Annotated in this window: 17 protein-coding genes and 1 pseudogene; 8 read left to right on the forward strand and 10 right to left on the reverse strand. The window is 39.7% G+C overall.

Going from position 1 to position 26,773, the window contains the following annotated elements:
• Positions 1–26 precede the first annotated feature (26 nt).
• The 3 genes from H6G32_RS13550 to H6G32_RS13560 all read left to right on the forward strand — a co-directional run bounded on the left by H6G32_RS13550 (position 27) and on the right by H6G32_RS13560 (position 2,667).
• Complete coding sequence (locus H6G32_RS13550) at positions 27–1,079, forward strand: aldo/keto reductase (RefSeq protein WP_190459036.1); 1,053 nt, start codon at positions 27–29, stop codon at positions 1,077–1,079.
• Positions 1,080–1,241: 162 nt separating this feature from the next.
• Complete coding sequence (gene dps, locus H6G32_RS13555) at positions 1,242–1,808, forward strand: DNA starvation/stationary phase protection protein Dps (protein ID WP_190459039.1); 567 nt, start codon at positions 1,242–1,244, stop codon at positions 1,806–1,808.
• A 142-nt stretch (positions 1,809–1,950) separates the two neighbouring features.
• Positions 1,951–2,667, forward strand: coding sequence for a pirin family protein (locus H6G32_RS13560; protein ID WP_190459041.1), 717 nt, complete (start codon positions 1,951–1,953; stop codon positions 2,665–2,667).
• A gap of 103 nt (positions 2,668–2,770) precedes the next feature.
• On the opposite strand, the gene H6G32_RS13565 is transcribed toward H6G32_RS13560, so the two are convergent.
• On the reverse strand, positions 2,771–5,062 hold the full coding sequence (locus H6G32_RS13565) for an AAA-like domain-containing protein (RefSeq protein WP_190459043.1): 2,292 nt from the start codon (positions 5,060–5,062) through the stop codon (positions 2,771–2,773).
• 324 nt (positions 5,063–5,386) lie between these two features.
• Between H6G32_RS13565 and H6G32_RS13570 the strand changes: the two genes are divergently transcribed.
• The gene (locus H6G32_RS13570; RefSeq protein ID WP_190459044.1) at positions 5,387–5,821 is read left to right on the forward strand and encodes an META domain-containing protein; all 435 of its coding nucleotides are present in this window, start codon (positions 5,387–5,389) and stop codon (positions 5,819–5,821) included.
• Positions 5,822–6,093: 272 nt separating this feature from the next.
• On the opposite strand, the pseudogene H6G32_RS13575 reads toward H6G32_RS13570, so the two are convergent.
• A pseudogene (locus tag H6G32_RS13575) lies at positions 6,094–6,276 on the reverse strand (AAA-like domain-containing protein); the annotation flags it as partial.
• A 231-nt stretch (positions 6,277–6,507) separates the two neighbouring features.
• Between H6G32_RS13575 and H6G32_RS13580 the strand changes: the two are divergent.
• The 4 genes from H6G32_RS13580 to H6G32_RS13595 all read left to right on the forward strand — a co-directional run bounded on the left by H6G32_RS13580 (position 6,508) and on the right by H6G32_RS13595 (position 11,962).
• Positions 6,508–8,424: a PatA/PatG family cyanobactin maturation protease gene (locus H6G32_RS13580; RefSeq protein ID WP_190459137.1), complete on the forward strand. Its 1,917-nt coding sequence runs from the start codon at positions 6,508–6,510 to the stop codon at positions 8,422–8,424.
• Positions 8,425–9,373: 949 nt separating this feature from the next.
• The gene (locus H6G32_RS13585) at positions 9,374–10,525 is read left to right on the forward strand and encodes a patatin-like phospholipase family protein (RefSeq protein WP_190459047.1); all 1,152 of its coding nucleotides are present in this window, start codon (positions 9,374–9,376) and stop codon (positions 10,523–10,525) included.
• Positions 10,526–10,663: 138 nt separating this feature from the next.
• Positions 10,664–11,242, forward strand: coding sequence for a hypothetical protein (locus tag H6G32_RS13590; RefSeq protein ID WP_190459049.1), 579 nt, complete (start codon positions 10,664–10,666; stop codon positions 11,240–11,242).
• 102 nt (positions 11,243–11,344) lie between these two features.
• A complete protein-coding gene (locus H6G32_RS13595; RefSeq protein WP_190459051.1) occupies positions 11,345–11,962 on the forward strand; it encodes a hypothetical protein in 618 nt (205 codons plus the stop codon).
• A 169-nt stretch (positions 11,963–12,131) separates the two neighbouring features.
• On the opposite strand, the gene H6G32_RS13600 is transcribed toward H6G32_RS13595, so the two are convergent.
• The 8 genes from H6G32_RS13600 to H6G32_RS13635 form a co-directional block, all read right to left on the reverse strand.
• Complete coding sequence (locus tag H6G32_RS13600) at positions 12,132–13,541, reverse strand: AAA-like domain-containing protein (RefSeq protein WP_190459052.1); 1,410 nt, start codon at positions 13,539–13,541, stop codon at positions 12,132–12,134.
• Positions 13,542–13,692: 151 nt separating this feature from the next.
• The gene (locus H6G32_RS13605) at positions 13,693–19,485 is read right to left on the reverse strand and encodes an AAA family ATPase (RefSeq protein ID WP_190459054.1); all 5,793 of its coding nucleotides are present in this window, start codon (positions 19,483–19,485) and stop codon (positions 13,693–13,695) included.
• Between the two features lie 160 nt (positions 19,486–19,645).
• Positions 19,646–20,821, reverse strand: coding sequence for a hypothetical protein (locus H6G32_RS13610; protein ID WP_190459056.1), 1,176 nt, complete (start codon positions 20,819–20,821; stop codon positions 19,646–19,648).
• Positions 20,822–20,855: 34 nt separating this feature from the next.
• Complete coding sequence (locus H6G32_RS26780) at positions 20,856–21,026, reverse strand: amidohydrolase family protein (protein WP_309232598.1); 171 nt, start codon at positions 21,024–21,026, stop codon at positions 20,856–20,858.
• 87 nt (positions 21,027–21,113) lie between these two features.
• Positions 21,114–22,181 carry a hypothetical protein gene (locus H6G32_RS13620; protein ID WP_190459058.1) on the reverse strand — a complete coding sequence of 356 codons (1,068 nt, stop codon included), beginning with the start codon at positions 22,179–22,181 and terminating at the stop codon, positions 21,114–21,116.
• Between the two features lie 26 nt (positions 22,182–22,207).
• Positions 22,208–23,293: an amidohydrolase family protein gene (locus H6G32_RS13625; protein WP_190459060.1), complete on the reverse strand. Its 1,086-nt coding sequence runs from the start codon at positions 23,291–23,293 to the stop codon at positions 22,208–22,210.
• A 47-nt stretch (positions 23,294–23,340) separates the two neighbouring features.
• Positions 23,341–25,644, reverse strand: a complete 2,304-nt coding sequence (locus tag H6G32_RS13630) for a TOMM precursor leader peptide-binding protein (RefSeq protein ID WP_190459063.1) — start codon at positions 25,642–25,644, stop codon at positions 23,341–23,343.
• A 131-nt stretch (positions 25,645–25,775) separates the two neighbouring features.
• Positions 25,776–26,192 (reverse strand): YidH family protein, encoded by a 417-nt coding sequence (locus H6G32_RS13635; protein ID WP_190459139.1) that lies wholly within the window; start codon positions 26,190–26,192, stop codon positions 25,776–25,778.
• Positions 26,193–26,773 lie beyond the last annotated feature (581 nt).

The following is a 26,773-nucleotide window of genomic DNA, read 5'->3' on the forward strand; positions in this document are numbered from 1 at the left end:
CCAATTAAATGCGGAATGGTTTAATTATGAGATACAAACTCTTGGGCAAAAGTGGGTTGAGAGTTTCTGAACTCTCTTTGGGAACTATGACCTTTGGTGAAGACTGGGGTTGGGGAGCATCTAAAGACGAAAGCCAGAAAATATTTGATGCCTATGTGGAAGCAGGGGGAAACTTCCTTGATACCGCCAATGGTTACACCGATGGTAGCAGTGAAAAAATTGTTGGTGAGTTGATTGCTAAAGACCGGGAACGGTTTGTAGTTGCGACTAAATATAGTTTTCCCCTACGGATGAACGATCGCCAGGGTGATCCCAACGCCAGCGGGAACCATCGCAAGAATTTGATCCAGTCGTTGGAAGGTAGTTTGAAACGGCTGAATACTGACTACATTGATTTATTTTGGCTGCACGCTTGGGACTTCACAACACCGATTGAGGAAGTCATGCGATCGCTTGATGATGTGGTTCGCCAAGGTAAGGTACTTTATATCGGTATCTCTGACACACCCGCTTGGATTGTTTCCCAAGCCAATACTATCGCCCAATATCAAGGGTGGACGCAGTTTGTCGCCCTGCAAATTGAGTATAGTTTGATTGAGCGGACACCAGAACGGGACTTGCTACCAATGGCTAAAGCCTTGGACTTAGCCGTAACGCCTTGGTCTCCCCTTGGTGGTGGAGTACTCACAGGTAAGTATAATCAACCGATTCCCGTAGATGAACATCAGGGAAGATTGGCAAATCCGGCACTAGGAACTATTTCTGAACAGCATTTAGCGATCGCTCAAGTAGTTAATCAAGTTGCTGTCGAAATTGGACACACCCCTTCACAGGTAGCACTGGCTTGGTTACGCGCTCAAAGCGGTGTAATTGTCCCCATTGTCGGCGCTAGAAAGCTATCTCAGTTTCAAGATAACTTAGGTTATCTCAATGTCACCCTATCACCAGAACATCTGCAACGGCTGAATGAAGTGAGTCAAATAGATTTAGGTTTTCCCCATGACTTCTTGCAAAATCAGGTAGTTCGCGATCGCCTTTTTGGTGGCACATTCAGCACCATAGACAACCATCGCCTCTAACTAAGTCCCAAAGCCACCAACATCAGCAAAACCACACATTCATGCATTAATTCCCTAGTTCGTCAACATCACTGCCGCTATCAATTATATCTACCCCTAGAGAGTTACATCTAGCCAGCAATTATCTGTACCGTTAGCTTGTACATGGACTGAGGTTAAATCATGAGCGGCAAACCTTCATCACGGTTGTACCCCACCCGGATTGATATTTCCACCGATGTGCGAGTCCAAATCGTGTCAATTCTTAACCAAACATTGGCAGCCACATTGGATCTCAAAACCCAGACAAAGCAGGCCCACTGGAATGTTAAAGGCACAGATTTCTATCAATTGCACGAATTATTTGACGTACTTGCTGGTGAATTGGAAGATTACATCGATTTGGTAGCTGAACGCATTACCGCCTTGGGTGGCTACGCTTTAGGCACAGCCCGCATCGCCGCTAGTAACTCCATTCTACCAGAATTTCCCTTTGAGGCTGTGGATGGCAAAGAGCACGTGAGCGCCTTAGCAGATCGTTTTGCACCCTATGGCAAACATATCAGAGAAGCGATCGACAAAGCTAACGACTTAGGCGACGCTGACACCGCTGATATTTACACCGAAATTTCTCGCACCATAGACAAACGACTCTGGTTTTTAGAAGCTCATCTGCAAACATCCCCAGCAAAAGAAGACAATGGCGCAGCAGCTACTACAAAAACTCAAAAAACAGCCGCAGTCAAATAAGTGCTTTTAAAGTAAATAAACTTTTTCAAATCTAGTGGTATCTTTTTGGTAAGTACGTCACTTTAAAGTGCGTACTTTTCACTTTATTTGCCATACCTTACTATATAAATAGTTCAAAACCAGATTTAAGATTTAATCCCCTATGTCTCAAACTACAAAAACTCACTTAATTCATGATAGAAATAATCGTGGTCATGCTCAGATAGACTGGCTCGATAGTTACCACACATTTTCCTTCAGTAGCTTTTATGATCCGAACCGCATGGGATTTCGCTCTCTGCGGGTGATTAACGATGATCGCATTGCTCCTGGTGCTGGATTTCCTACCCACGGACATCGAGACATGGAAATTCTCACTTATGTCTTGTCAGGTGCAGTAGAGCATAAAGACAGCTTGGGTACAGGTTCAGTAATTCGTCCCGGTGATGCACAAATCATGAGTGCGGGTACTGGTATTCAGCATAGCGAATTTAATCCCTCACCAACAGAACCACTGCATTTGCTACAAATCTGGATTCTTCCTGACAAGCAAGGAATCACACCAAGGTATGAACAAAAGGCTTTTACCCCAGAAGAAAAACGGGGCAAACTCCGCTTAATTGCTGCTAAAGACGGACGTGATGGTGCTGTAACTATTCACCAAGATGTTGATTTATATGCATCTCTTTTAGAACAAGGTGATGTTGTTAATTATCACGTCCAGCCTCATCGCTATGCCTGGTTACAAATAGCTCAAGGTATAGCAAACTTAAATGGTGAAGAACTCAGAGCCGGCGATGGAGTGCAAATCAGCAAAGAAGAAAAACTAGAAATTAGCACCAACACTAGCGCGGAAATCTTGCTTTTTGATTTAGGCTAATTAGACCCCTGTAGAGACTAAGCATGACTTGTCTCTACAGGGGTTTGAGTTTCTGTTGATTGGATATTTTATTTTTTGGAAGCCTCTTAATGTCTATCATTGTCTATAGATTGAGTGAATTTTTGTCATAGCTGGATGCAAAATACTGCCGATATAATTCACAGCTTGGTATCACTTTATGTTTTAACTGTTTGATCAGCCCCATACTGCTTAATTTATAAGTCATGATTGAATCTAATGATATTGGTTGTTGAGCATTTATGACACTATCTAACGCTTTCGCTAATTCAGGTTGTTCTTGCAATATTGCTTGATGACGCTGCAAGTGAGAGGAATAAATTCCCTTTGATGTAGCTGCTGTATCAAGAAATTGAGTAAAGGTAATTTCTCCCCGGCTGAGATGATAAATAGCCATATGTGTCAAGGCTGGATGTCCTTCCACCATAGCCATAAGTTCTCTAGCTTCCTGGTAGTCATTCCAATTAAGTCCATAGCATTGAGCTAACTGTTGTACCTGCTCTAAACTGAAGCTACTTAACTCTATTGGAAGTCCTACATTAAATGGAGATTGCTTTAACTGGAGAGGAACATAAATTTCAGTCGAATGCACTATAATCAGCCGTAACTTTTGCCAAATAGGTTGTCTTTTAGCTTCTTCATACCAAGAACGAAACAAAGGTAAAACATCTTTGGCTACATGAGGATGTTCAAAAATATAGTTGACTTCATCCACTGCTAAAACTAGAGGAGTATCAATTTGCTTTAATAGATGATTGCGGAAATAAAGAGAACAACTAATTTTGCTACCAATATCTTCATCCCAATAGTCTTCTAACTTCGGTTCCATCTGAAGTTGACGGGTAACATTGGCACACAGCCAGCGCAAAAATCGATTCAAATCGTTCAAAATTACGTCGTCAACTTGCTCTAAATTTAAGCTAACAGCGTGGTAGCCTTGGTGAGTGGCATAATCCAAAGTCCTTAGTAGCAAAGAAGTTTTACCCATCTCTCTAGGTGCTTTAATTCTTACTAAAGCGCCAGGTTTTCTAATTTCTTCATAAACTTGCGTTTCTACTGCGGCTCGTTGTATATAAAAAGGAGAATCGAGGGGAACCGCACCACTTGGGTAACAGGGAGAATCGAGGGAATTGTCCATATTTTCTATAGACATAGGACGATAGGGGCTAATATGGGATACAAAGACGGTTTCTTCCATGTCTTTGTGCCTGTTCAACCCCGAATTAGCGGTAACTATCTGGGAATTAGAGATTTCTCTTGTCAGGTTTTCATTTACCCAATCCAAATTAAAGACTCTCGCGTAGATTGGGTTTTTGACTGTTAAACTTCCTTGGTGTTGGGTGACAAGTCCCGATAGACGTAGTTCTAGATACTCAGGGGAGTTGTGAGCCGGGATTTTTCCCTCTTGTATAATCTGCTGATATAGCTGTAATAATTGTTGGCTTCTTGGAGTATTGCGGAGCAGGCGATCGCGAATTGTCCTTAAATGCTCTGGTTCGTCCTGACTTTCCCAATTTTTGATAATTTGATTCTGGACAATTTGCTCAATCCACTGCGATTCTTCATCATCTTGAGGTACAGAAAAATCTGTGCTGTTATTGCAGTGATTAACAATTAACCAACATAGTTTTTGAGTCAAAAAAGGCTGTCCACTAGTCCAATATAAAACTTCTTTTAAGACTGCTTCCGGGTTGCTAACTTTCCCTACCAATCCCTTTACTAAAGGCTCGCTATCTTTGATTTGAAATCCTTCAAGTTCAATAGCTCTACCGATATTAAAAGGCGTAGAATAATGTTTATCTTGAATCAACTCTGAAGGCGTAGCTACCCCCAACAAAGCAAAAGACAATCGCCTATAAGCTGGCTTGATAGCTCGACTTTCATAGCAGTGGCGAATCAGGGCAAAAAATTCGTCAGTGGAGAACTTCAAACCCAGCACGTTATCAATTTCATCGATAAAAATGACAATTTTTTCCTGAATCTGCGTCAGTAATACGGTTTCGATAAATTGATTTAAGCACTGAATAGGAGAAAGATCATCATGTTCTCTTAACCAACTACGCCGATTTATTTGTAGCTTAAAACCGCTGACTAATTCCTGAATAATCCCCCCATACCATTGGGGAGCCGTAATTTGCTGGCTACCAATGCCGCTTAATTCAATTTCTGCACACTTAATACCCCTAGCTCGTAATTTGTCCATTGTCCGCACTCGCAAGCTTGACTTCCCCATTTGCCTAGCGTTGAGTACATAGCAGTATTCACCAGCTAATAACCCTTCGTAAAGTTCAGTATCAGCCTGTCGCACTACATAAGTAGGTGCATCAGGGGGGAGACTACCACCTGGTTGATAGGTGGGGTTGAGTTTGGCAAACATTGGTATTTCTTAGATGGTAAAACCTTCTTCAGTGTTAATTGTGACATAATTATATGTTGCTGAATACCTAATTTTAACTGAATTGGCTGAATTTAACTGAATTTTAAGAGTCCTGAATTTAACTCAACTACTGCTGTAAAAAACCAAAGATACTATCAGCAAGCTCTATGAAACCGTTTGACACAAATCGGACACCTATAGAGTAGAAGACTAATCACCACTCCCTGAAGGGGTAGGTGCGCTTTTTTCTCATTGATGCAACAAAGCCGAACTGAAATGTTAGGCAATCCACTCTCAAACTACAATTTAAGGTGAAATGAAACCATGAACATCTTTAAATACATCAAACAGGCTATCGTTTTTGGGCTGGCTCTATTTTGTTTGACTTTGGCATTTCAAAGCCCCAGTTACGCGGCAGACCTCGAAGGAAATTGGCAGCTTGAATCCTTAGGCGGTGTTCCTGTTTTGGAAAAAACTCAAATTACAGCCAAATTTGATAATGATTCTCATGGTAGCATCAGCGGCAGTGGAGGCTGCAACGGATACTTTGGCAGTGGTTTCACTGCTAATTCAGGTAGAATAACAATTTCAGGTGGAGGCGCAACACGAAAGTTCTGCTTCCCCGAATCTATCATGCAGCAGGAGTCTAAATATTTTAAAGCATTAGACTCAGCCACCTCCTATAAGGTAAGCGAGCAAAATCTGAAACTTACTTACGGTTCGGATAACCAGTCTTTGAAATACGTCAAAGCTGAATAAACTTGTGATGCTCTCGTAGGAATAGCGATCGCGCTTAGGTTGGGTAAGGCTCGTGTCTCACCCAACCTATAATTTTTGGGAACTAGATTTTCGGGTTAGAGGTGCGATGCCTTTTGATAAAGAGATTAATAGCGATCGCATCAGAATAAGCACCACATATTGATAGAAGTCAAACAACAAATAGTACTTGTTGTTTTTATACTGTCGCTACTGTCTATTTAATAACTGAATTAAACTGAATTAAACTGAATTAAACTGAATTTTAAAAGCTCTTTATGCATTGTCCGCACTCGCAAGCTAGACTTCCCCATTTGCCTAGCGTTGAGGACATAGCGATAATCAAGACCTAATAGCCCTTCGTAAAGTTCAGTATCAGCCTGTCGCACTACATAAGTTGGAGCTTCAGGCGGAAGACTACCACCAGGCTGATAGGTGGGGTTGAGTTTGGCAAACATTGGAATTTTAAGAGACTTACAACTTTATTTAGTTATATATTTTCGCATCTATGTTCCTGAATACCTGAATTTAACTAAATTTAACTAAATTTAGTTAAATTTAACTAAATTTAACTAAATTTAACTGAATTGGCTGTTTTTTTAATGTCCTAAATTTAACTGAATTATTGAATTGCAAAGCCAAGCACAATAGTAATTGTGACGAAGAACACAAAAACCAACAACAAAGCAATGGGTTATGATGTATCACAGATAACAGCACAAACAGCTGGCTTCAGTGACATTACAGCATTGCCCGGACTCAAATCTCTCTGGGCTGAATCTCTCGGCGACTCTCGCATATGCGTCGCGGTTCTTGACGGACTAGTTGACCAGTCACACCCATGCTTTAACGGTGCCCAGCTTACTCGGTTATCGACTCTAGTTTCTGGTGTTGGTGACCAAGGAACAGCATCCCAGCATGGAACCCACGTTACCAGCGTCATATTTGGTCAACATGGCAGCCCCATTCGTGGCATTGCCCCTAGCTGTCGTGGTCTGATTGTACCAGTGTTTACAAATGGGAGTCAAGGTGGCATTTCCCCCTGTTCCCAGATTGACTTGGCACGAGCTATCACCCAAGCGGTTGAGCAGGGAGCCAATGTCATTAACATTAGCGGTGGTCAGTTAGCGGCCTCAGCTGAATCAGATAAGTTGCTAGCTAATGCAGTCCGCCTTTGTGCCGAAAACAACGTTCTCATTGTGGCTGCTGCGGGCAATGATGGCTGTGATTGTCTCCATGTTCCTGCTGCTCTGGAGTCGGTATTGGCAGTAGGTGCAATGGATTTAGCTGGAAACCCCATCGGTTTTAGCAACTGGGGTGAGGTTTACAGATCCCAAGGTATCCTTGCTCCTGGAGAAAATATCTTAGGTGCTATCCCTGGTGGTGGAACTGCTGCCAGAAGCGGCACAAGTTTTGCAACTCCTATTGTATCAGGACTTGTGGCCTTATTGCTCAGTATTCAACTGCAACGAGGACAGAAGCCTGACCCCCACGCTATTCGTGATGCCATTCTCAAGACTGCTTTGCCTTGCAACCTACAAAAAAGTTTAGATAGCCGACGCTGTTTAGTCGGAAGTCTAAATATATCTGGGGTACAAGCCCTAATTACAAAAGAAGGAATAAAACAAATGTCTAATCAAGAGGAAGTCATGATTCAACCAAGTGAAGTTAACAACATTGAGCAAGTACTTGCTAATCAAGCAACAGATTCAGTAATCCAAGTCCCAAATTTGGAAGAATCTAGCTACTCACTACAAACAATGAGCCTACAGTCTGCGTCAGCTAACGTAGTTCCTTCCTCTGTCGAGCCTTCTGAATGTACTACCTGTGCGGGTGGTGGTAAAGGACCGCAGATAGTTTATGCACTAGGAGAACTGGGGTATGATTTCGGTACTGAAGCCCGTCGAGATTCTTTTACCCAAGCGATACCTCCTGAAACGAGTTTGTTTGATTATCTCAATGCGAACCCTTGGGAAGCGCAATCACTAATTTGGACGCTCAATCTAGATACTACACCAATTTATGCGATCGCCCCTATGGGTCCTTACGCATCTGTAGTTTACGACCGAATTCGCTCATACATAGCAGATCCCAATGTAGAGCGGGTATCGGTTCCAGGATATATCGGCGGCAGCATCAGGCTGATATCAGGGCAAACTGTTCCCCTAATTGTCCCAGAAGTCCGGGGTATGTACAGTTGGTCAGTTGCAGCCTTAGTTCAATCTGTGACAAGAATGACAACTTTGGCAGCCGGAGTAACTCAGCAAGATGTGAGTAATCGGATTGAAGAATATCTGAGTCGTATTTATTATGACTACCGCAACCTGGGAGTTACTCCTCAAGAACGGGCGCTTAATTTCTCTGCAACCAACGCGTTCCAGACCTCTACGGCGATCGCATCTGCAACAGGTGAGCGACGAGTGCTTCAGGATATTTCTGTGGAGAAGAGTCCTATCTGTCGTCCTGATTCAGATTGCTACGACGTGAAGTTGAGCTTCTCTGACCCAGAAAATAACCAACGTTCTAACAAAGTCTATCGATTCACTATTGATGTCAGCGACCTAATTCCTGTCACTATCGGTCAAGTCCGTTCTTGGACTGTCTAATGACTCAATGAATTCTGCTTTTGGTCTGGATATTAAAAACATCTGCCCAGAATAAATATGACCATGCTACCAATACAAGCCCCACCAATAATTAGAACCGTCAGTACAGCAAAAAACTTAGGCCAGATGGCAGGTATTAGTCCATCAAATCCGAATTTACAATGCAAACTCTGTTGCTTATCAGGTTCGGGAGTATGTAATACCATCTTCCCTGGCTGTTCTTGCTCTCGATAAAATACTAAGGGAGGGGTGAAGGAGGATTTACCCAATTGCACCTCATATCTCTGACTCGTTGAACAAAGAAAATTCAACAACTACAAGGCGTAATGAGTCGAATGTTGTTCGATGCAATTAGTCAACTAAGTTTCCTGCGAATTTTGATTAAACTAATAATTTCAAAGAGGAGAAATTCAAAATGAAAGTTGCAATTCAAGCCGGACATGTACCACGAACTAGTGATATGTGTTAGGCAAATACTAAACGCTTGAAAAATAAATCAACAAAACACGAGGAATAATCATGAATCTTCCAATTCAAAGTCAACCCGTCCTGAGAACAATTAGCACAGCTAACATTAGTGATGTAGCTGGAGTTAATCCCTCAATTGATTGGCTATGTCTCGTAACATGTGCTGGCGCTCTTATTTCTTGCGCGGGTTCCTCCAATCCAGTGCAGTGCCTAATCCAGGCTGGTATGGGCAAATGTGTTTCGTGTCTCTAATGTTATACTCAAGGCTTTAGGGTAGTAAATCACTAATCGGTGTTTTATCTTTGGCGTTGCTGAATGATGAGATGATTTTGAATGACTTTTTGGGCTTTCAAGCATCATTTTATTCCCAATTTCAGCAAAGCTACCCTAATTAATATTACATAGAGTGGTGACGGGGCGATCGCCTCGCCATCCCTCTTAGATGTCTCGAACATGATTTTTGTATAAAGGAGGAAATCTCATGTCAGATGATAATTATCGCATTCTCACTTGTGATGGTGGTGGTATTCGTGGCTTAATCACTGCGATGTTGCTGCAAAAACTGGATGAAGAACTCCAACAAGAAGGAATAAGTCTTTTCAGTGATATCGATCTATTTGCTGGAACTTCAACGGGTGGACTGATTGCTCTGGGATTAGCAAGTGGTGTTCCCATAAGCAAATTAGTTACTATTTACAATAGTGGAGGGAATTGTTCTCAGATATTTACTCCCTACAATCCTAACTCTCAATCCAAATCCGCAGATGGAGAATTATCAGAAGAGGAAGCAGAGAAACTGTTGGCACCTCTGAAACAATCTACAGATGAACTTGATAATCTCGAAAACAAGTCAGGATCTTCTATACTGAAACACTTAGAAAAGGTCTTGTATGTCAAATACAATAATACTGGTCTGAAAACCGTAATAGAACAAAATATACCAAGTTCATCAAAGTCATTAGCTGAACTGCCATATAAAGTTCTGGTAACTACATTTCAGCTATACAATCAATCTGATTCAACTAACTCTTCATGGCGTCCCATCACACTCGATAATCTACCAAATAACCACATTAGGAGCGAAAACACGAAACTGTTGGATGCTGCTCTTTGCACCAGTGCGGCACCAGTGTATTTTCCTCCCTATCACCATCCCGATTATGGTTATTGTATTGATGGTGGTGTATTTGCCAATAACCCTAGTACATTAGCTTTGGCAAGAGTAATTAATTCAGGCATTCTTGAAGATCGGGATATCAGAAATATCAGAATGCTATCTATTGGTACAGGCCAAACTCACAACAATCTTCCTCCTAGTTATCAGCCGGATGGGCCGCTAAGATTTGGTGTAACAACCTGGCTTTGGCCATTCTCCGAAGATCAAACACCTCAAACACCTAAATTGCCCCTGCTCTCAATCCTCATGGATAGCTCATCCATTGTAGACGGGTTTCAGGCAAAAATGATATTAGGAGAAGATAAATATCAACGTATAAATCTACAGCTTACAGAGAGTATTGCGATGGATGGTTGCCCTCAAATTAGTCTCATGGAAACTTTGGTAAATGAATACATCCAATCTCCCGAATGGAACGAAGAAAAGACTTGGGTTAAAAATTATTTTATTGACTAGTTAGTTTTTAGCCACATAAAATATATCTTAAAAATTTCAATCTTTGTAGAGATATTTGAGTAAATATCTCTACAGAACTATCGAAATATATGCTTTTAAACGACTAAAATCGCGACAATAGCTAAAAAGGAAAAGGTCATGAAAATTTCCAATAAATTACTTCATCTGATGTCAGGAAAAGCCTGTAAAATAGCTAAATATCACAATATAGCTATCTGCATTCTGACAGCTATCTTGTTGCCATGTACTACAACAGCTAGTTTAGGTTATACCAACAAAGCTAATATTAGAACATTTGATTCTGTTACAGAGCCATCTTCTGCTGGGAATATCACACCTATACAAATATTGTCAAAAGCGCCTACTATTTTAGTTGCAGATGCTAGTAATAGTTCTGAAAGCGATATTTTAATTACTTCTTTTCGTGAAGGTTTTGATATGGCATGGCAGAAAAAGAAAGAGGATAGGGAAAAAAGCTTATTCACTATATGTAATATTGACAATGATAAGTATATGGCCTTACTCTGTCTTGATGTATTAGAATTATACTTAAACAATAAAATATCTTCATGGGATAATGAGTGCTACAAACAAAAAACAAATCTCGTCTTGTGTTTAGGATTTCTTGGATACCAAGGGACAACACGAAAAGACCTCGAACTATGGATTGAGAAATCAGATATCCTAAGACAAAAAATCATCGATGAGCCTACTTGAGTGAGTAAATTGCTTTTTTGCAATTTTTCTTGAACAGAGAGTAATTTGGTAGAAATAGTGCATAAAAATTAATAAAATTATTAGAAACGGTGAGAATTTGCCATGACAAAGTTCATTATTTTCGGTCGCATTATCAACCGTAACACTAGGGTGGGAATTCCTAGTTTGCGAGTCGAAGTCTGGGACAAAGACCTGTTATGTAACGATTTAGTTGGCAGCACCGTTACTGATCAAAAAGGTGCTTACCGGATAGGTTTTGATGAATCCTATTTCCAAGACCTCTTTCTAGATAGGTTGCCAGATTTGTTCTTTAAAGTATTTGATGGAAATAGGTTGATTAGGACTACAGAAGATTCGGTTGTGTGGAATGTGCAAGCAGGTGCAACTGCAATTTCAATAGAAATAGATTTATCGAATAATCCCCCACTTCCAGCACCATCCTCTAATAATCCCCCACTGCCAGTACCAGTTCCAGCACCAGTTCCAGCACCAGTTCCAGCACCAGTTCCAGCACCAGTTCCAGCACCACTGCCAGCACCATCATCTGGCATGAAACTTCCTCCTCAAGCCAAACCAGTGAAGAGGATTCCTAGTTCATTTGGTTATCGTGGCTTGGGGGATAGTTGGCAATGTAGCCCCTGTCTGAATGGGATTAGAATATGTGTCTATAGCAACGGTTCTATAGCAATACCACCAAGAGTTGAGCTTTGCACACCCTAGGGATAAAACATAATACCATAGGAAGCAAGAATGCGATCTGGTGAAAGCAGCACCGCTGAGTGCAAAGCACCCCGTCAGGGATACGCTATCGCCTGTTTTATTCGAATTGAGACAAATTTGAAATCACTGACATCGCGCATCCTATATTTTAACTATGATTTACATTCACCTAACTCCCAATCACATCACCAAAATAACTCCGATATAACTGACAACGCGGCTCGACTTCATTACCCGCAAGCTTCACCAAACCCATACTCTGCAACTGATAAGCTGATATTGTTTCCAATCGCACTGGTTTAGTAGAAGTAATCACTGTTTGAAATGCGGCCATCAGCTTTGCTTCCTGTTGCAAACTCAACCAAAATTGTCTTAAATGATGGCGATAAATACCCGCATCAGTTATGGCCTCTGCTAACAACTTTTCCAGGGTGATATCAGGATAACTTTTGAGGTGAGAGAATGCCTGCTGCAACAAATAAGGATGACCCCCTACCAATTGCATTAAGGGTTCTACTAAAGATGAATCTGCTGCTAATCCATATTGTCGGGCAAATTCCTGCACTTGCTCTTTAGTTAATTCCGGTAATTCTATGGGTAATCCCACATTAAAAGGTGACTGGTTAATATTCAGGCGGATATAAACGTCGGTAGAATGTGCGATCGCTAACCGCAGCTTTTTCCAGTTGGCGCGGCTTCTGGCTTTTTCATACCAAGAACGCAACAACCCAAAAAAGTCTTCATAAACTTCAGGATAATGAAAAAGTGCATCCACATCATCTAAGTATAGAACTAGAGGACTGTCTGCTGCTGCCAAGAGGTATTCTTCTAAATAAGTTGTGCAACTTACCTTCGCACCCATACCTTCTTCATCCCAATATTTATCTAACTGATTGGGTAACTTGAGTTCTCGGCTGAGATTGAGACAGAACCAGCGTAAAAATTTATTCAGGTTAGTGACATGAGTTGGCCGATCTGCCATCTCTAAACTTAAACTGACTGTACGATAGCCCTCCTTTGCCACTTTAGCTAATACCCGTTCCATGAGGGAGGTTTTACCCATTAATTTGGGTGCTTTGACCCGAATCAGGGAACCAGGCTGCAACAGAGTTTCATAACAGAGCAATTCAATAGCAAAACGCTCCACATACAATTCGGCAGCCGGAACATCTTGTTTAGCTTGAGTTAAATAGGTCGGAGATACAGCTTCTTTAAACTTAGTATTTACCTGTTTACCTATAGCGTTATAACTCATTGATTGTGGGCTTACTAAATAATCTTCAGATGTAAATTGCCTGTCCCAACATTGCTTTTCCCAACGTCGTTTTAAGGCTTCTTTAAAATTGCTTTTTTTGACTTTTTCTCCTAGAGCTTCTGTCAGTAATTTCCAAAGTTTGGGCGCAATATCTTGACTTATATAACTTGTTGCATACTGGTTTTTAGCCGCTATTTGGTCATATTCTTCTCGTTCCCAAGCTCCTTTAATTACAACTATTTCAACATCAGTTAAGCTTCTATAGCACTTTACCAAAACTGCTTGGTTAGCAATTTTAATTGCCTCATCTAAGTTAAAAGCCATAACGCTCCAGAGTAAAAGTTTCTGTAAATTTATATTTATTTGATTTGTTTGCACCCCCATGTTATCTTGGCAGGGCTTTAACCTAGCAGCAGTAAATCTCAATCACGAAGCCAAAAAGCTCGCTGTTCCTGACAGCAAGGCTGTAGGTAAATTATAAGTATTGCTCAATCCAACTATTGTTAAAAATTAATTCATAAATCCGGTTGTGGATTTTTAAATAACTCTGGTCTTTAACTAATAACCCGGATAATATTAATTCTCGTTCGTCTAGACTATCAACTGCCCTTACCTGTCCTTGCTCTAAAATTCGTCGATACAGTTCCAGCATTGAAGTAACTTGTCGTTCTCCTTTGAGGATGCGATCGCGAATCGTCCTTAAATGCTCTGGTTCGTCCTGACCTTCCCAATTATCTATTATATTAGTGCGAATCAAATTCTCAATCCAGGCTTTTTCAGCTTTTTCGGGAATAGAAGATGATAAACTACGGATCATCTGGCAAATCTTTTGAGTTAAAAAAGGCTGACCATTAGTCCAGCACAAAACTTCTTTAAGCACTGCTTGCGGGTTGCTAACCTTGTCTGAAAACCCTTGAAGCAGAGGTTGAGCCTCGTGTAATTGGAAGCCATGCAGTTGAATTGCCTGACCAATATTAAAAGGCGTTCGGCGATAATCTGTGATTAAATCACTAGGAGAAGCAACTCCCAATAAAACAAAGCACAACCGCTTATACTCTGGATTAATACCGCGCTGATTATAGCAGGAGCGAACCAGGGCAAAGAAATCATTAACTGAAAAATTTAAACCTAAAACACTATCAATTTCATCTAAAAAGATGACTATTTTAGGTGCAAGAGTATTATCGGGCAATTTAACTTCTTCTAATAAAACTTCTTCAAAAAATCTACTCAATCGCTGCACAGGAGAAATATCCAGATGTTCTTTCCACCAAGCTTTTAAATTAATCTTGTCTACCAGGTCAAAACCTTGCCACAACTCCACAGCTAATCCCTTATACCATTGCTCCGGGGTAATGTTTTCACTGCCAATTCGGGTCATGTCAATGGCAGCACAACAAAAATCCTCTTGCTGCAAGTGGTGCATCATCCGCACCATCAAACTTGATTTACCCATCTGTCGGGTATTGAGAATGTAACAAAACTCTCCAGTTTTTAATGCTTTGTAGAGATAACGGTCGGCAGAGCGCACTACATAAGTAGGAGCATCAATTGGCAAACTACCGCCAACTTGATAATCATAAATTGAGGCTTCTTCGGCACTTTTGAGCAGCGCATTTTCAAATTCTAATTTAGCTTGAGTCGCTTTAAGAATTTCTAGAGTTTGTGATAGTTCTTGAGTACGCTCTTCTACTTTTTGCTTCAGGGTTGCGTAGAGGCGAGAATTTTCAATAGAGATAGCAGCTTGACTAGAAAGGATATTTAAGACTTCCACACGCTCTGGTGTAAATGCCCCCGTTGCGAGATTGTTTTCTAAATATAAAATACCGCTCAATTTCCCTTGATTCAGTAGGGGAGTGCAGAGAATTGATTTAGGTTGAGTGATAACAATGTAGGGGTCGCGGGTAAATTGTCCCTCCTGGGTGGCATCATTGAGAACTACATTTTCCTGGGTGCGGGCGACATAGTTGATGATAGCGGCTGAGAGCAACGGCGTCTGGGTGGAGGCATCTGGTGAGTCTACTGGAATAGATTGTAGTATGGTAACGTCATCAGAATCTATTGCTCCCACCGCTTCAATGACCCAGTTATCATCAGAATGTAGAAGCAAAAAGCCTTTTTGAGCGCCAGCATTCTCAATCATTATTTTCATCAACTTTGCCAGCAACTTGCTCAGAAAAATTTCTCCAGCTAGGGCTTGAGATGCTTTAATAACCGTTGTTAAGTCAAGGAATTCTCCATTACTACCGCTAGTAGAGATAGTTGTGCTGAGGCTTTTAGCTGTCCCTTGGTTTGTATTTCCTATAAAATATTCTGGATATTCATCTTCTAATTGCTTGACTTTGGCTTTAGCTCCCCAGCGAGTGTAGCAATGATGAGCATTTCTCAGATATAACTGACCAATTTCTTCCCTACCCAGGTGCAAATAAAATTCTGCTGCTCGTTCATAAGCCAGAGCTTCTTCATGAATAAATTCATATTTCCTGGCACCTTGAATAGCTTTTTGATATAATTCTTCTGCTTGCCAATATTGGCCTAATGCTCGTGCTTTTTCAGCAGCAACTAAATCATACTTATGTTGAAAATTTTCGAGACAATGATTGGCCCATATTTTCATATTTACTTGATTTTTTTCTACTTGCTCCATTAAGTCTTTTTGCTGCTTCACATCACAAGCATTATAACAAGCAAGAAAAGAAAGCGACGAATAAAAATTATGCTGAGGATTTACTAAAAAACCCCTACAACCTTTGAGATATTTTTCCGCTTTAATTCCGTTATCATAAGCCAATTTATACTCTTTAAACAAGTATAGGATACAGTTTTTACCAAAATAGTAAATAAATAACAGCCAGTTATTTATTTCATTGATGTAATTTTCTATGTATATGTCTTCTTCATTTTGAAAATCACCAATTAACAAAAAATCTTTACTTTGGTAGACCTGTGTTAAATTCAAAACAATACTTTTGCATATTTTTATATAATTTATAGAATATTCTTGGTTAAGCTTTTTGATTAATTCGCTATATTTTATATAATCCTGTTCAACCTGTTGTAAATTACATCCTCCAAAAAACCTTATCAGGCAATAGTCCATAGAAATATAACAAACATACTCATTATTTCCTCTATCGATCCCTTGTTTAATAGTATTTAGTAATTGTTCTTGTGCCACTTTGTTATTAATTAACTCTTTCCAGTGCCATACAAATGCATAATACGAATGCATAACTAAACATTCTGAGCGGCGACTAATGGATTTATCCAGCAATTTTAAAGCAATTTTTCCAAACTGATATCCAGCATCAATATCATTGATTAATCCACAAAGAAGCATTCCATAACAACTATAAATACCAGGAGCTTGAGGAGGATTATTATATTTAATGCAAAAATGAAGCTGAATTAAGTTTATCTCAACAAATAAGGAAAAATTCGTTGTCCACGTCGCACTCATGACTGTCTGTAATATTAATATTGTCCCCAGTTTATGAGGGTCTGTCATAGTAGGTAAATCAGCTAAATCCTCAATATTTTTTTCTTTAAGTAATACTTTAAAGGTTTCATTCTCTTGCTTAATTTTATTTTCTAGATTACTATTATTAATGGCTAGTTCAGAAATTTTTATGTCTAGCTCTGCCAAGGCTACAAAAGCCATATCAATAGCTTTGTGAAGCTTAAATTGAGCAAAATAAGACAAAATCTTTAACTCATATACCTTGATTTTATCAAGAATATTATTGACTTGTTCTAGAACAATTTCCGACAGATGTTCAACTTTTTCAAAGTTACCATTTAAGTAGAGACTATCCAAAGTTTCAACGTAAAGATCTAGAGTAAATTCGTAATTCAGCATCCAACTATTTGATGTCAATAGTTCCAACCCAGTATTTAAATATCTTAAAGCTGTATCATAAGCTGTCGATACTTTTGCTCTTTTACCTGCTTGAAGATTTAGTCTAGCCAACTCATATCTTTCTGATGATTCAGTAATTAATTCAGAGCCTTCGTTAATTTGATTGACAATATCAAATATTTTTTCCTCTAATTCATCTGCTTGAGAGTTTTTAATCAACAACCGACCTACTTGTAGATGAACTGCTTTTTTCTCCTGTTCTGGAATCAAAGCATAGGCTGCTTGTTGAACTCGGTCATGCAAGAATTGGTAAGGGATAGATTCGGGAAATTTAGGAATGAAAGAGTCAGATAATTCGGAAATATTAGCAAACATTTCCTCCTGACTCCAAAGTAAAGGGATTTTATATTCGTCACTTAGTGGGACAATCAATCCTTCTTGTATAGCTGGCTGTAGTTCCCCAGCTGTAGCTGTTTGAGATTTTCTATTGACGATAGAGATAACATCTAGATCAAATCGGCTACCGATACAAGCTGCTAATTTTAGAACATTCTGGGTATAGTCATTCAGTTTCTCAATTTTGCTAACCATTAATTCAACAACATTATCAGTAATGCCAACTTTTGCGATTTGCTCAATATTCCACTGCCAACAACCTTTGTTCTTATCAAAGAATAGTAATTTATCTTTATAGAGAGATTGAATTAATTGATTTAAGAAAAAGGGATTACCATGGGTTTTATTGGTGACTAATTCTGCCAGAGAATTTGAATCTTCTATTGAGCATCCTAGTGTATCAGAAATTAATTCTTTGATGTGCTTGAGTTCCAAAGATTGAAGGCTGATTTGACTAATTGTTACTTTTGCTTTGTTAATTTGCTCTAAGGTGAGCATTAAGGTATGGGTGGAACTGACTTCATTATCTCGATATGCTCCTATCATCAATAGATATTGGCTGTCAGCATCGGTCATTAATAGCTCAATTAGCTTCAGCGAAGATAAATCTGCCCACTGTAAGTCATCTAAAAAGATAACTAAAGGGTGTTCTTTTGTGCTAAAAACCCGAATAAACTTTTGAAAAAATAATTTGAATCGATTTTGAGATTCAGTTGCACCCAGTTGCTCAATTGAGGGCTGTTTACCAATAATCTGTTCAAGTTGAGGAATCACATCAATGATAATCTGAGCATTAGGTTCTAAGCTTTCTAAAATTTGCTCTTTCCAAGTTTGTAGTTTGGCTTCAGATTCACTTAAAAGTTGAAGTATTAAGTCTTGAAAAGCTTGTGTGATTCCTGCATAGGGAATATCCCGCTTTAACTGGTCAAATTTACCAGTAATAAAGTAACCTCTTTGGCGTGTCACAGGTTTGTAAATTTCATTAACTAAAGCAGATTTGCCAATACCAGAATAACCAGAAACTAGTATCATCTCGGTCGTGCCTTGGCAAACTCGGTCAAAGGTGGTTAATAATTGAGTGATTTCTCGTTCTCGACCGTAGAGTTTTTGGGGAATATGAAACTTATCAGAAATATCTTGATTACCTAAAACAAACTGAGAAATTTGTCCTAAATTTTTTAATTGCTGAAGACAGGTTTCTAAATCTGCTTTAATTCCCAAAGCACTTTGATATCGTTCTTCTGGAGTTTTAGCTAACAATTTTATAATGATTTCTGATACTGTAAAGGAAATAGAAGAGATTAGTTCATCAGGTCTTTTCGGATATTGTGCGATATGACAATGAACTAATTCCATCGGGTCATTAGTTGCAAAAGGAAGTTGATTAGTCAGCAGTTCATAGAAGGTAACACCCAAAGAATAAAAATCACTGCGATAATCTATCCCTCGGTTGATTCTACCAGTTTGCTCAGGGGCGATGTAAGCTAAGGTTCCTTCTAATTGATTGATGTTACGCACCGTCTGATTTTCTTGGGGTAAGCGGGTAGAAATCCCAAAGTCAATTATTTTCAGTTGTCTAGTTTCTTGGTTATAGACAATGTTGGCAGAGTTAATGTCTTTGTGAATAATCTTAGCGTTGTGAATAGCTGCTAAACTCTCCGTGGTCTTGATAGCAATGGTCAGAAATACTTCTAGGCTAAATTGCTCTTTGGATATTAAAAGTTTTAAAGATTCACCGCCAAAGTCTTCCAACAGCATTACTAAACTATTTTTATATCGCTGTAATTTGTAGGCTTTAATAATGTTATCTGCGTTTAAGGAACTTGTAATTTCATATTCCTGTTTATATCGAGTGAGTTCTGACGGGCTGGGATAATCTTCCTTAAGAATCTTCAGAATAATGGGTTGATTATTAAGCTTGAGAATGGCTCGATAGATCAATGAACTAGCACTTTCATATATTTTTTCAATAATCTGGTAGTCTTTTTGAAGAATATCTTGATTGTGAATCATATTAGAATTGGGAGTCTGGTTTAGTAAATATGCTTTTTATTTATTAAATAACATACGTAAGCAGATTGGTGAAATTCAACCAACCTGCTTATGGGTACTGTATTTGTAGTTTAGCTACTCAGAAAATGAGTCAACAAGGCAATCAATTAAGTAAGTTTACTTAAGTAGTACTGAGGGGAATATAGGGGAAAGGAGGAGAGACATATTGTAAGTTTTTGCTATTCCATCCTGAAGAAGTTCTTTCCGGATAAAAAGGGAATTTTCTTCTATTTGGACTTTCCTCTTCTGAGTTTTCAGGTAATTCCTCAACTTCTTCAACCCATATTTGGATATTTTCTTGTGTCAGACTGAATTCAGTCGGTTTCGGAGGATAACCAAAAGTTACTTTTGAGTTTTCCGGTACTTCCTCAGCTGCTTCAGCCCATATTTGGATATTTTCTTGTGTCAGGTTAAATTCAGACGGTTTCGGAGGATAACCAAAAGTTACTTTAGTATAAGGAGGTGTTGGTGGATAACCAGCTTGAGCAATATCAACTCTACTAGAATAGAATGTGTCCCATGATATGTCTAAGGCATACTCCCAAACCATTTCATAAGTACTGAGAATAGATGGCCAAAGTTGTTTCCATTTATCTGGCTCATGTTCATCTTGATAATATACTTGTCCGCTTAATAATAGAGATAGAGATATTGTGTTGTAACTGAGATATTGGGGCTTAATGATGTAAGTTAGAAATTTGGGATGTTTTTTTTCATATTCAAACAGCTTTTCTCTCAATTCATTGTATCTCAGGGTTTCATGTTCTATGTCATTTGATAATGGATGCCTTTCTAGCCAACAAAGAGGAAAATTCTTAGCGACAGCAGGGATAATGTTATAAGAATTAAATATTTCCCTAACTAACTCTATCTGTGTTCTTGTTACTTTTTTCGGCGTGTCTGTTCCTGCTTTTAGTTCATATTCCTGAAGTTTCTCATCATCAAGCCATGTATAAGACATCATTTGAGATATCTGGCGACATTGTAATAGAAACCTGACGGCAGAAAATTGCGGCTCATCTTTTTCTACAAAATCTAGCTTAACTTCTGCTCCTTCTGTAGGTAACTGATCTTTAGCAATTTTATAGTACTTATGTAAATCTTTTCTTGTTCCATATACTAATTTTTTTTCTGTCTTACCCGACTTTCTTTCAATTGTAAGTATTTGAAATAAATCGTCATCGTCAACTCTAAATTGAGATTGATTTTCTTGCATCAACCGAGGCTTACGGGAAATCGGAGAGTCAGGAGATAAGTTTTGCCAAAGTTGAATATGAGCGGGTGTAATTATTTGCATTTTCTGCTTCCTTTGCAATTAGTGGATGAAGTTATCAGACCAGGTTATAAAAATGGTAGGGGTTAGCCCAAGCAATATTGTGCACCGTTTCTTGAGATAACTGCGCTTCCATCTCTAGAACTGTTTTCACAACCTTCGGTTGATGATCCATGTGAGGGTAGTCAGAGCCGAAGACTAAGTTATCAGCACCGATGTACTCGATAATTGGGGCTTAATAAGGTTCATTCGGGTCTATCCCTAACTAATTTGGGAGTACATTATACTAGTGACTTCCTGTTTACTCCCAGTTGTTCTAACTACTAGATAGCGGTATGTAGGGGTATGGAGGTGAAACATAATCTATACCTACATATCTGTTGTCCTCTGTTATGCGATAGAAGGGAAATGGTGCTTCTTTATCAGAAGCTTCAGCCCATTTTTCAATTTCTTCAAGAGATAGATTTTTTTCATCAGGTATTGGAGGATAAGGAATAACAACTTGATAATTAGTAGAAACATCTACTGGACTAAATTGTACTTCGCTGATCTTACCTATATAGTCAGACCATACCACTTCTAGCCCATACCTACTAACTATTTCACCTGTACTAAAAATAGGCTCGGAAATTCGTTGATAAGTATAATCAGTAGGTGAGTTACCTTCTCCAATTTGGCAATATGCCTGTCCTGCTATCAAAAGGCTCAAAGCAATTCTCTCCCAAGCTTTACTATTGGGCAAAATCAAGAATCTTGGTTTTCTAGTTTCTACACCACCATTTTGAGTAATTGCGGTTCTACCCTTTAGTGGATAATAAATCTCAATATTGTCGGGTTCAAGATCAGATGGATAAACGGTTTGAGCAACAAAAAAAATCTCTCTAGCTATGAGTCCATTTAATATTTTAGAATCAATTGTATCCCAATTACCGTTTATAAAACGCTTCCATGCTTCTGATTTTTTTGCTGTTACATAGCAGTACCATGTGTTAGCAATTAGCTGAGATAGTTTGCGACTCTGCAATAGACCCCGACTTGATGCATAAAAATTATTAGCATCTAGTTGATTTGGTTTCACTACTATGGATTTCCCATCATCTGACTGAGATGAGAAAATTGTCGTCAGAAAATCATCTTCTAGAGTTACCCCAGGTGAGGGTAAATGCGAACCTACCGTTTCCTTAAAACCATCAAGATTATTCTTATCAGTCAGATAGGTGTCAAATGCTTCTTTGGTTTTAGCTACTATTTTTGTTTGTATATTTTGTCCTTCTTTTTTAGTATTCGGATCAGGGGGAGTAACTACAAGGATTTGATAATATGTCTTAGGATCAAGCCACCATTTTAGCGGCTCCTGAAATGTTTGTGTTACTTTTTCACTCATGATAGTAGTGCGTCCTTATGTAAGTTTCAAGCCAAATTGTAAAAACGGCAGGTATTATCCCAAACAATCTTTTGCACCGTTTCTTGAGATAACTGCGTCTCAAGCTCTAAAACCATATTGACAACATCCGGCTGATGATCCATGTGAGGGTAATCAGAGCCGAAGATTAAGTTATCAGTACCGATGTACTCGATAATTTGGGCTAAATAAGGTTCAGAAGGGTCAATTGCTACAAAGCACTGACGACGAAAGTAGTGTGATGGCTTCATTTTAACATGATTTTGCACCTCTATATGTAAATTATCATACTCTTGATCCATTCTCCAGAGCCAGTAAGGGAGCCAGCCACAACCAGACTCTAGAAACCCTACCCTCAAGCGGGGGTGACGTTCTAGCACACCGCCTTCAATCAAGGCTAACAATGCCATCATCTGTTCCATTGGATGGGAACAAGCGTGCAGAGCAAACCGAGTATTAAATCTATCTGCACCTGTAGTTGGTAAACGGCTATGGGTTCCTTCATGAATTCCGACTGCGATGTTTAACTCTTCGCAGGCTGTCCAAAATGGCTCATAAGTAATATCACTTAAGAGTCGCCCTTTAACGGGGTTAGGGCGTAAAAATACCGATTTCCAGCCAAACTCGGCGATGCGGTGTAATTCTGACACCATTTGCTCTGGTGCATGAAGATTAATCGCTCCTACTCCTTTCAACTTGTCTGGAGCATAGCTACAAAATTCTTCATATAACCAAGTATTGTAGGCATGGGTGAAGGCTCCTACCACTTCTGCGGGCATGGTATCGATAGCAAAGAGCCACAATCCGTAAGTTGGATAAATAAAGGCTATATCTACCCCCATCTGCACCATTGCTTGGAGGTGAGATTCTGCATCGTAGCGATGAAAGTAAGCATTTGGGTGAGCCTGCATCATCTGCTGATTGCCTTGTTGTCGCACTTGCTGGGATATTTTTTCCGTAATGTCTTCCCCTTTGATTTTCATGTCTGCTGAGGGTGCAAAGTGCTTAAATTCAGGGGGAAGGTACTTGGCCCATATCTGCGGAGGCTCTATCACATGGGAATCAGCATCAATAATTTTATATCCATGGAGCATAGTTAAATCTGTAGAATTTCTGAGATTAACTCAGTTTTCAGTGTAATTTACATCCACATGGGATAGGGGTTCAATTCCTCTTCTGTCAGAGGCTCTGACAACCAACCCATTTTTACAGGAACCTCATAAAGCCGTCCTGAACCTAAGCGTTTCCACATATGGCGCATTCCCGGCACTATTACTTTGGCTACTCTCAGTCCAATATCAGGACGAGTCTGATCTAACACTAGCATTTCTAGTCCATTTTTCTCGACGATTTTTTGACAAAGTCTAACATCTTCAAGAAGATCGTCACTTGCTAGTTGTGAATAATCAGCACTAGCTTTGGGTACACTCTGAGCATCAGGAAGCAGATAAGGTTGGTTTGCCAAAGTTGCAGACTTCCACCAATCTAGAGCTAGAGAATCGGCAGATGGGGGATATTGAGTTTTACCATCCTCTGTAGCTCTGAGAACATTAGGTAGGATTTGGTTAACCTCGGTTAAAGCTCGACTCAGGGCAATTTTTGGGTCAAAATGGGCACCATATCCTAAGATAATATCTTCTACTTCTCGATCGCCTCGGCGACTAATAGCAGCGAAAGCGGGAATACCCAGGTCACTAGTAATATCTAGTACCCACAAGTCTCTGTTAATAGCTTGGTAATAATCTTTCAGGTTTTGAAAATAAGGCTCATTGAAACTGTCTAAATCTACCTGAGTTTTTGGCAGTCTATTATACCACCACAATGCTACACAGTCCCGTTCAACTAATTCCATAAATCCTTGGAGAATAGCTTCTTCGAGGGTATTACCTGCGGCACAGCCATTGGAGTCTGCCCAACAGTCTGGTGGGTGGGATGGGGAGTAGCCATAATAGCAATAAGCTGTTGGCAAATATTTAAATTCTTGGTGGGTTAAAGACCAAACTGGTGTCCACTCGATTTCTGTTTCTGTATCAAAGGGTTCTGGGACTTTTTGAAACCAACCTTTAGACTCGGTATTCCATTGTTGTCGATTCTGGTATTGCTGTGGGCTGAAGTTCATACATGCATTGGGGTGAATTGCTTTGTCCCCCATCTGTTGGTAACTGCCTTTGTGTCTGATTTCATCTCCCTGAAATACGCCAGAATACCTTTCAATAGCTTCACAGAAACCGCTAGCCCTGGCTTGGCTATCAGTCCTACCTTTGCCTCCGCTTCTACCCCCGATGTTTTGGCGTAAGCTGTCTAAATCGTCAAAGATGCTGAGGAAATGATGCTTGGCTACATAAGTATGAGTTAACCCATTTCCTGGGATTTTTTGCAGTTCTCGGACAATGCCCGTAATAGGGCTAATATGGTGTTGATATTTTCTTAAAGTTTCTTGGGGTGAACAATAACGATGTCCTCCGTCTGCGGTAAAAGTTTTCTTGCGGTGTCCTAAAACAACGGGTAGGGGCGTGTTTTCCCATCCATTAATCAGCTCTCTACAGCTAGGACATTGGGGACGTTTAACGAGGATATGGTTTTGGGTTTGGAGGGTGAGGGTATCATATGTTAATAAAGTCCCTTCTAATTGCCGGTTTCCGCCTTGGACAATCCACTTAAAAACTTCTGTAGCTGCCATTCCGAGGGCTGTTTGCACTGTAGAAGCGAGAAACCCTAAGGGAGGGGATAAGGAAATTTGTTTATGTTTTTGGATAAATCTTTCAACGGGTCTATTATCCCTTAATCGGTGTGCCAAACATTGCCAACACCCTGTTTTCTGGGGATGAAATATAGGCCCTATCCAGGTTATTGTTCCCAATGGGTTGACTAGCATCCAGGGAGATTGAGACTTTAGTGCTTGTTGATTAAATTCTTCTAGCTGAGGGTGGAGGTAGTTGTCTGTTAAAACTACTGTGATATCTCCTGCATCAGCTATTTGAATATGCAGGGATTTGAGGATGGTTATGAAGTTGTCGCTAGGAAGAGAACCTAGGACTTTGACTGCGACTGTAGCTGATTTTAATCGTTGAGCCGCGACTGTGGAACTAATGTTGAGATGATGACAGAAGATGGCTAGGTGGGAGGGTAGTGAGTCATCTTGTTCTACCAGATAGCCCTGTTGTTCCATTTGAAATAGGGCATACTGGGTTTTAATACTGACATCGAGAAGACTCTGAAAAAAGTCGGCTGTTTCCTGAGAAAATTCTTTTTCTTGCAGTCGTTCTAGTTGAATTATGTCAATAATTTCGTCAAGGCTAAGATGACCATCACGTAGTAAAGAAGCTACACGACAAGAAAGGCGATCTTGCAGACAAATTGCCTCTCTCTCGGATACAAGAAATAGGTTGTCTGGTTCTATAGTTTCAACGGAGTAAGCAGGTTGGAACTGGGGTTTATTGATCATCTTTTACTCTGCCAATTACAGTAACTTTTAATTTTTTGTGGTGAATGTGAATAGCTCAATTTAGAGTAAAAGAGTCATGTCTACATTTTTTATTAAATTTAGGAAATTATTTGGTTTTCTTGAAAACAGATTTAATATTCTTTGGAAATAACTAGGGGGGTGGTGAAGACAAAATAAACTACCCCAGAGCCAAGTATCATAATAGCCAGACTGAAGAAGAGTACCCAGCGGTCTGTCGGTTCATAAGTATCTTCTTCGATATCACGGCGAACACCGAAATAATGGGCTGTAGAGAACCAAACCGTGACTAAACCCACTAGAGAGAAGACTAAACCTAATTTCCAGCCGGTGCCAGGATGGGGTATTTGAGGTAATTGGAAGGCGCGTAAACGGACAATGACGACACCAAAACCCAAAAGTGCGATCGCAGTTCGCATCCAAGCTAAGTAAGTACGCTCATTGGCCAAGTGATCCCGAACTCGCGATGGATTTTGCCGTCCTGGCTTCCTTTTATCCCCTTCTTCTATGGGTTTGGACTTTAACTGCATTGATAACACTCCGATTCCCAAAGACCCTACTTTAACTAAAATTCTGAGAAAATCCCTAATTAGCTTCCAGAGGATTTGTATCCAGTGCGATGGCAGCATTGCCTAAATATACCTGATAAGCTGATCCATTGGTTGAAAATTATTCTAATGCAGATATCTAAATAAAACAAGGCTGAAATTGCTCAAAAATACACAAATAAGCCGAAAAAGGCAGTATTTTTACTTATGGTTATGATATTTTGTCTCTAATTTTGGCTGATGCCCTATTTCCATTGAACAAAAGCTCCGAAGACAAGCATCTCCCTTGTATCAAATCTTTGGGAAGGTCGTATTATCTACTATAGATATATAAATAGTTTTCTCAAGTCGCAAGATTAGAACATTTTCCGCAAAAAATGAACATGAATTTGCCTCAATTGATCAGTCTACTTGGTTTTATAGCCGGACTAAATCATTGTTAAATCGCGCAATTTTGACTGTAGGCGCTGAAAAGGAACAGTTAGATATGCTTGATATGGCGGTTCTATTTAAGTTGTGAAATAATCATATAAGCCTTACGGAGTAAATATTCCCAGTGTCAG

This window comes from Cylindrospermum sp. FACHB-282 (genome assembly GCF_014697195.1).
Lineage (GTDB): Bacteria > Cyanobacteriota > Cyanobacteriia > Cyanobacteriales > Nostocaceae > Cylindrospermum.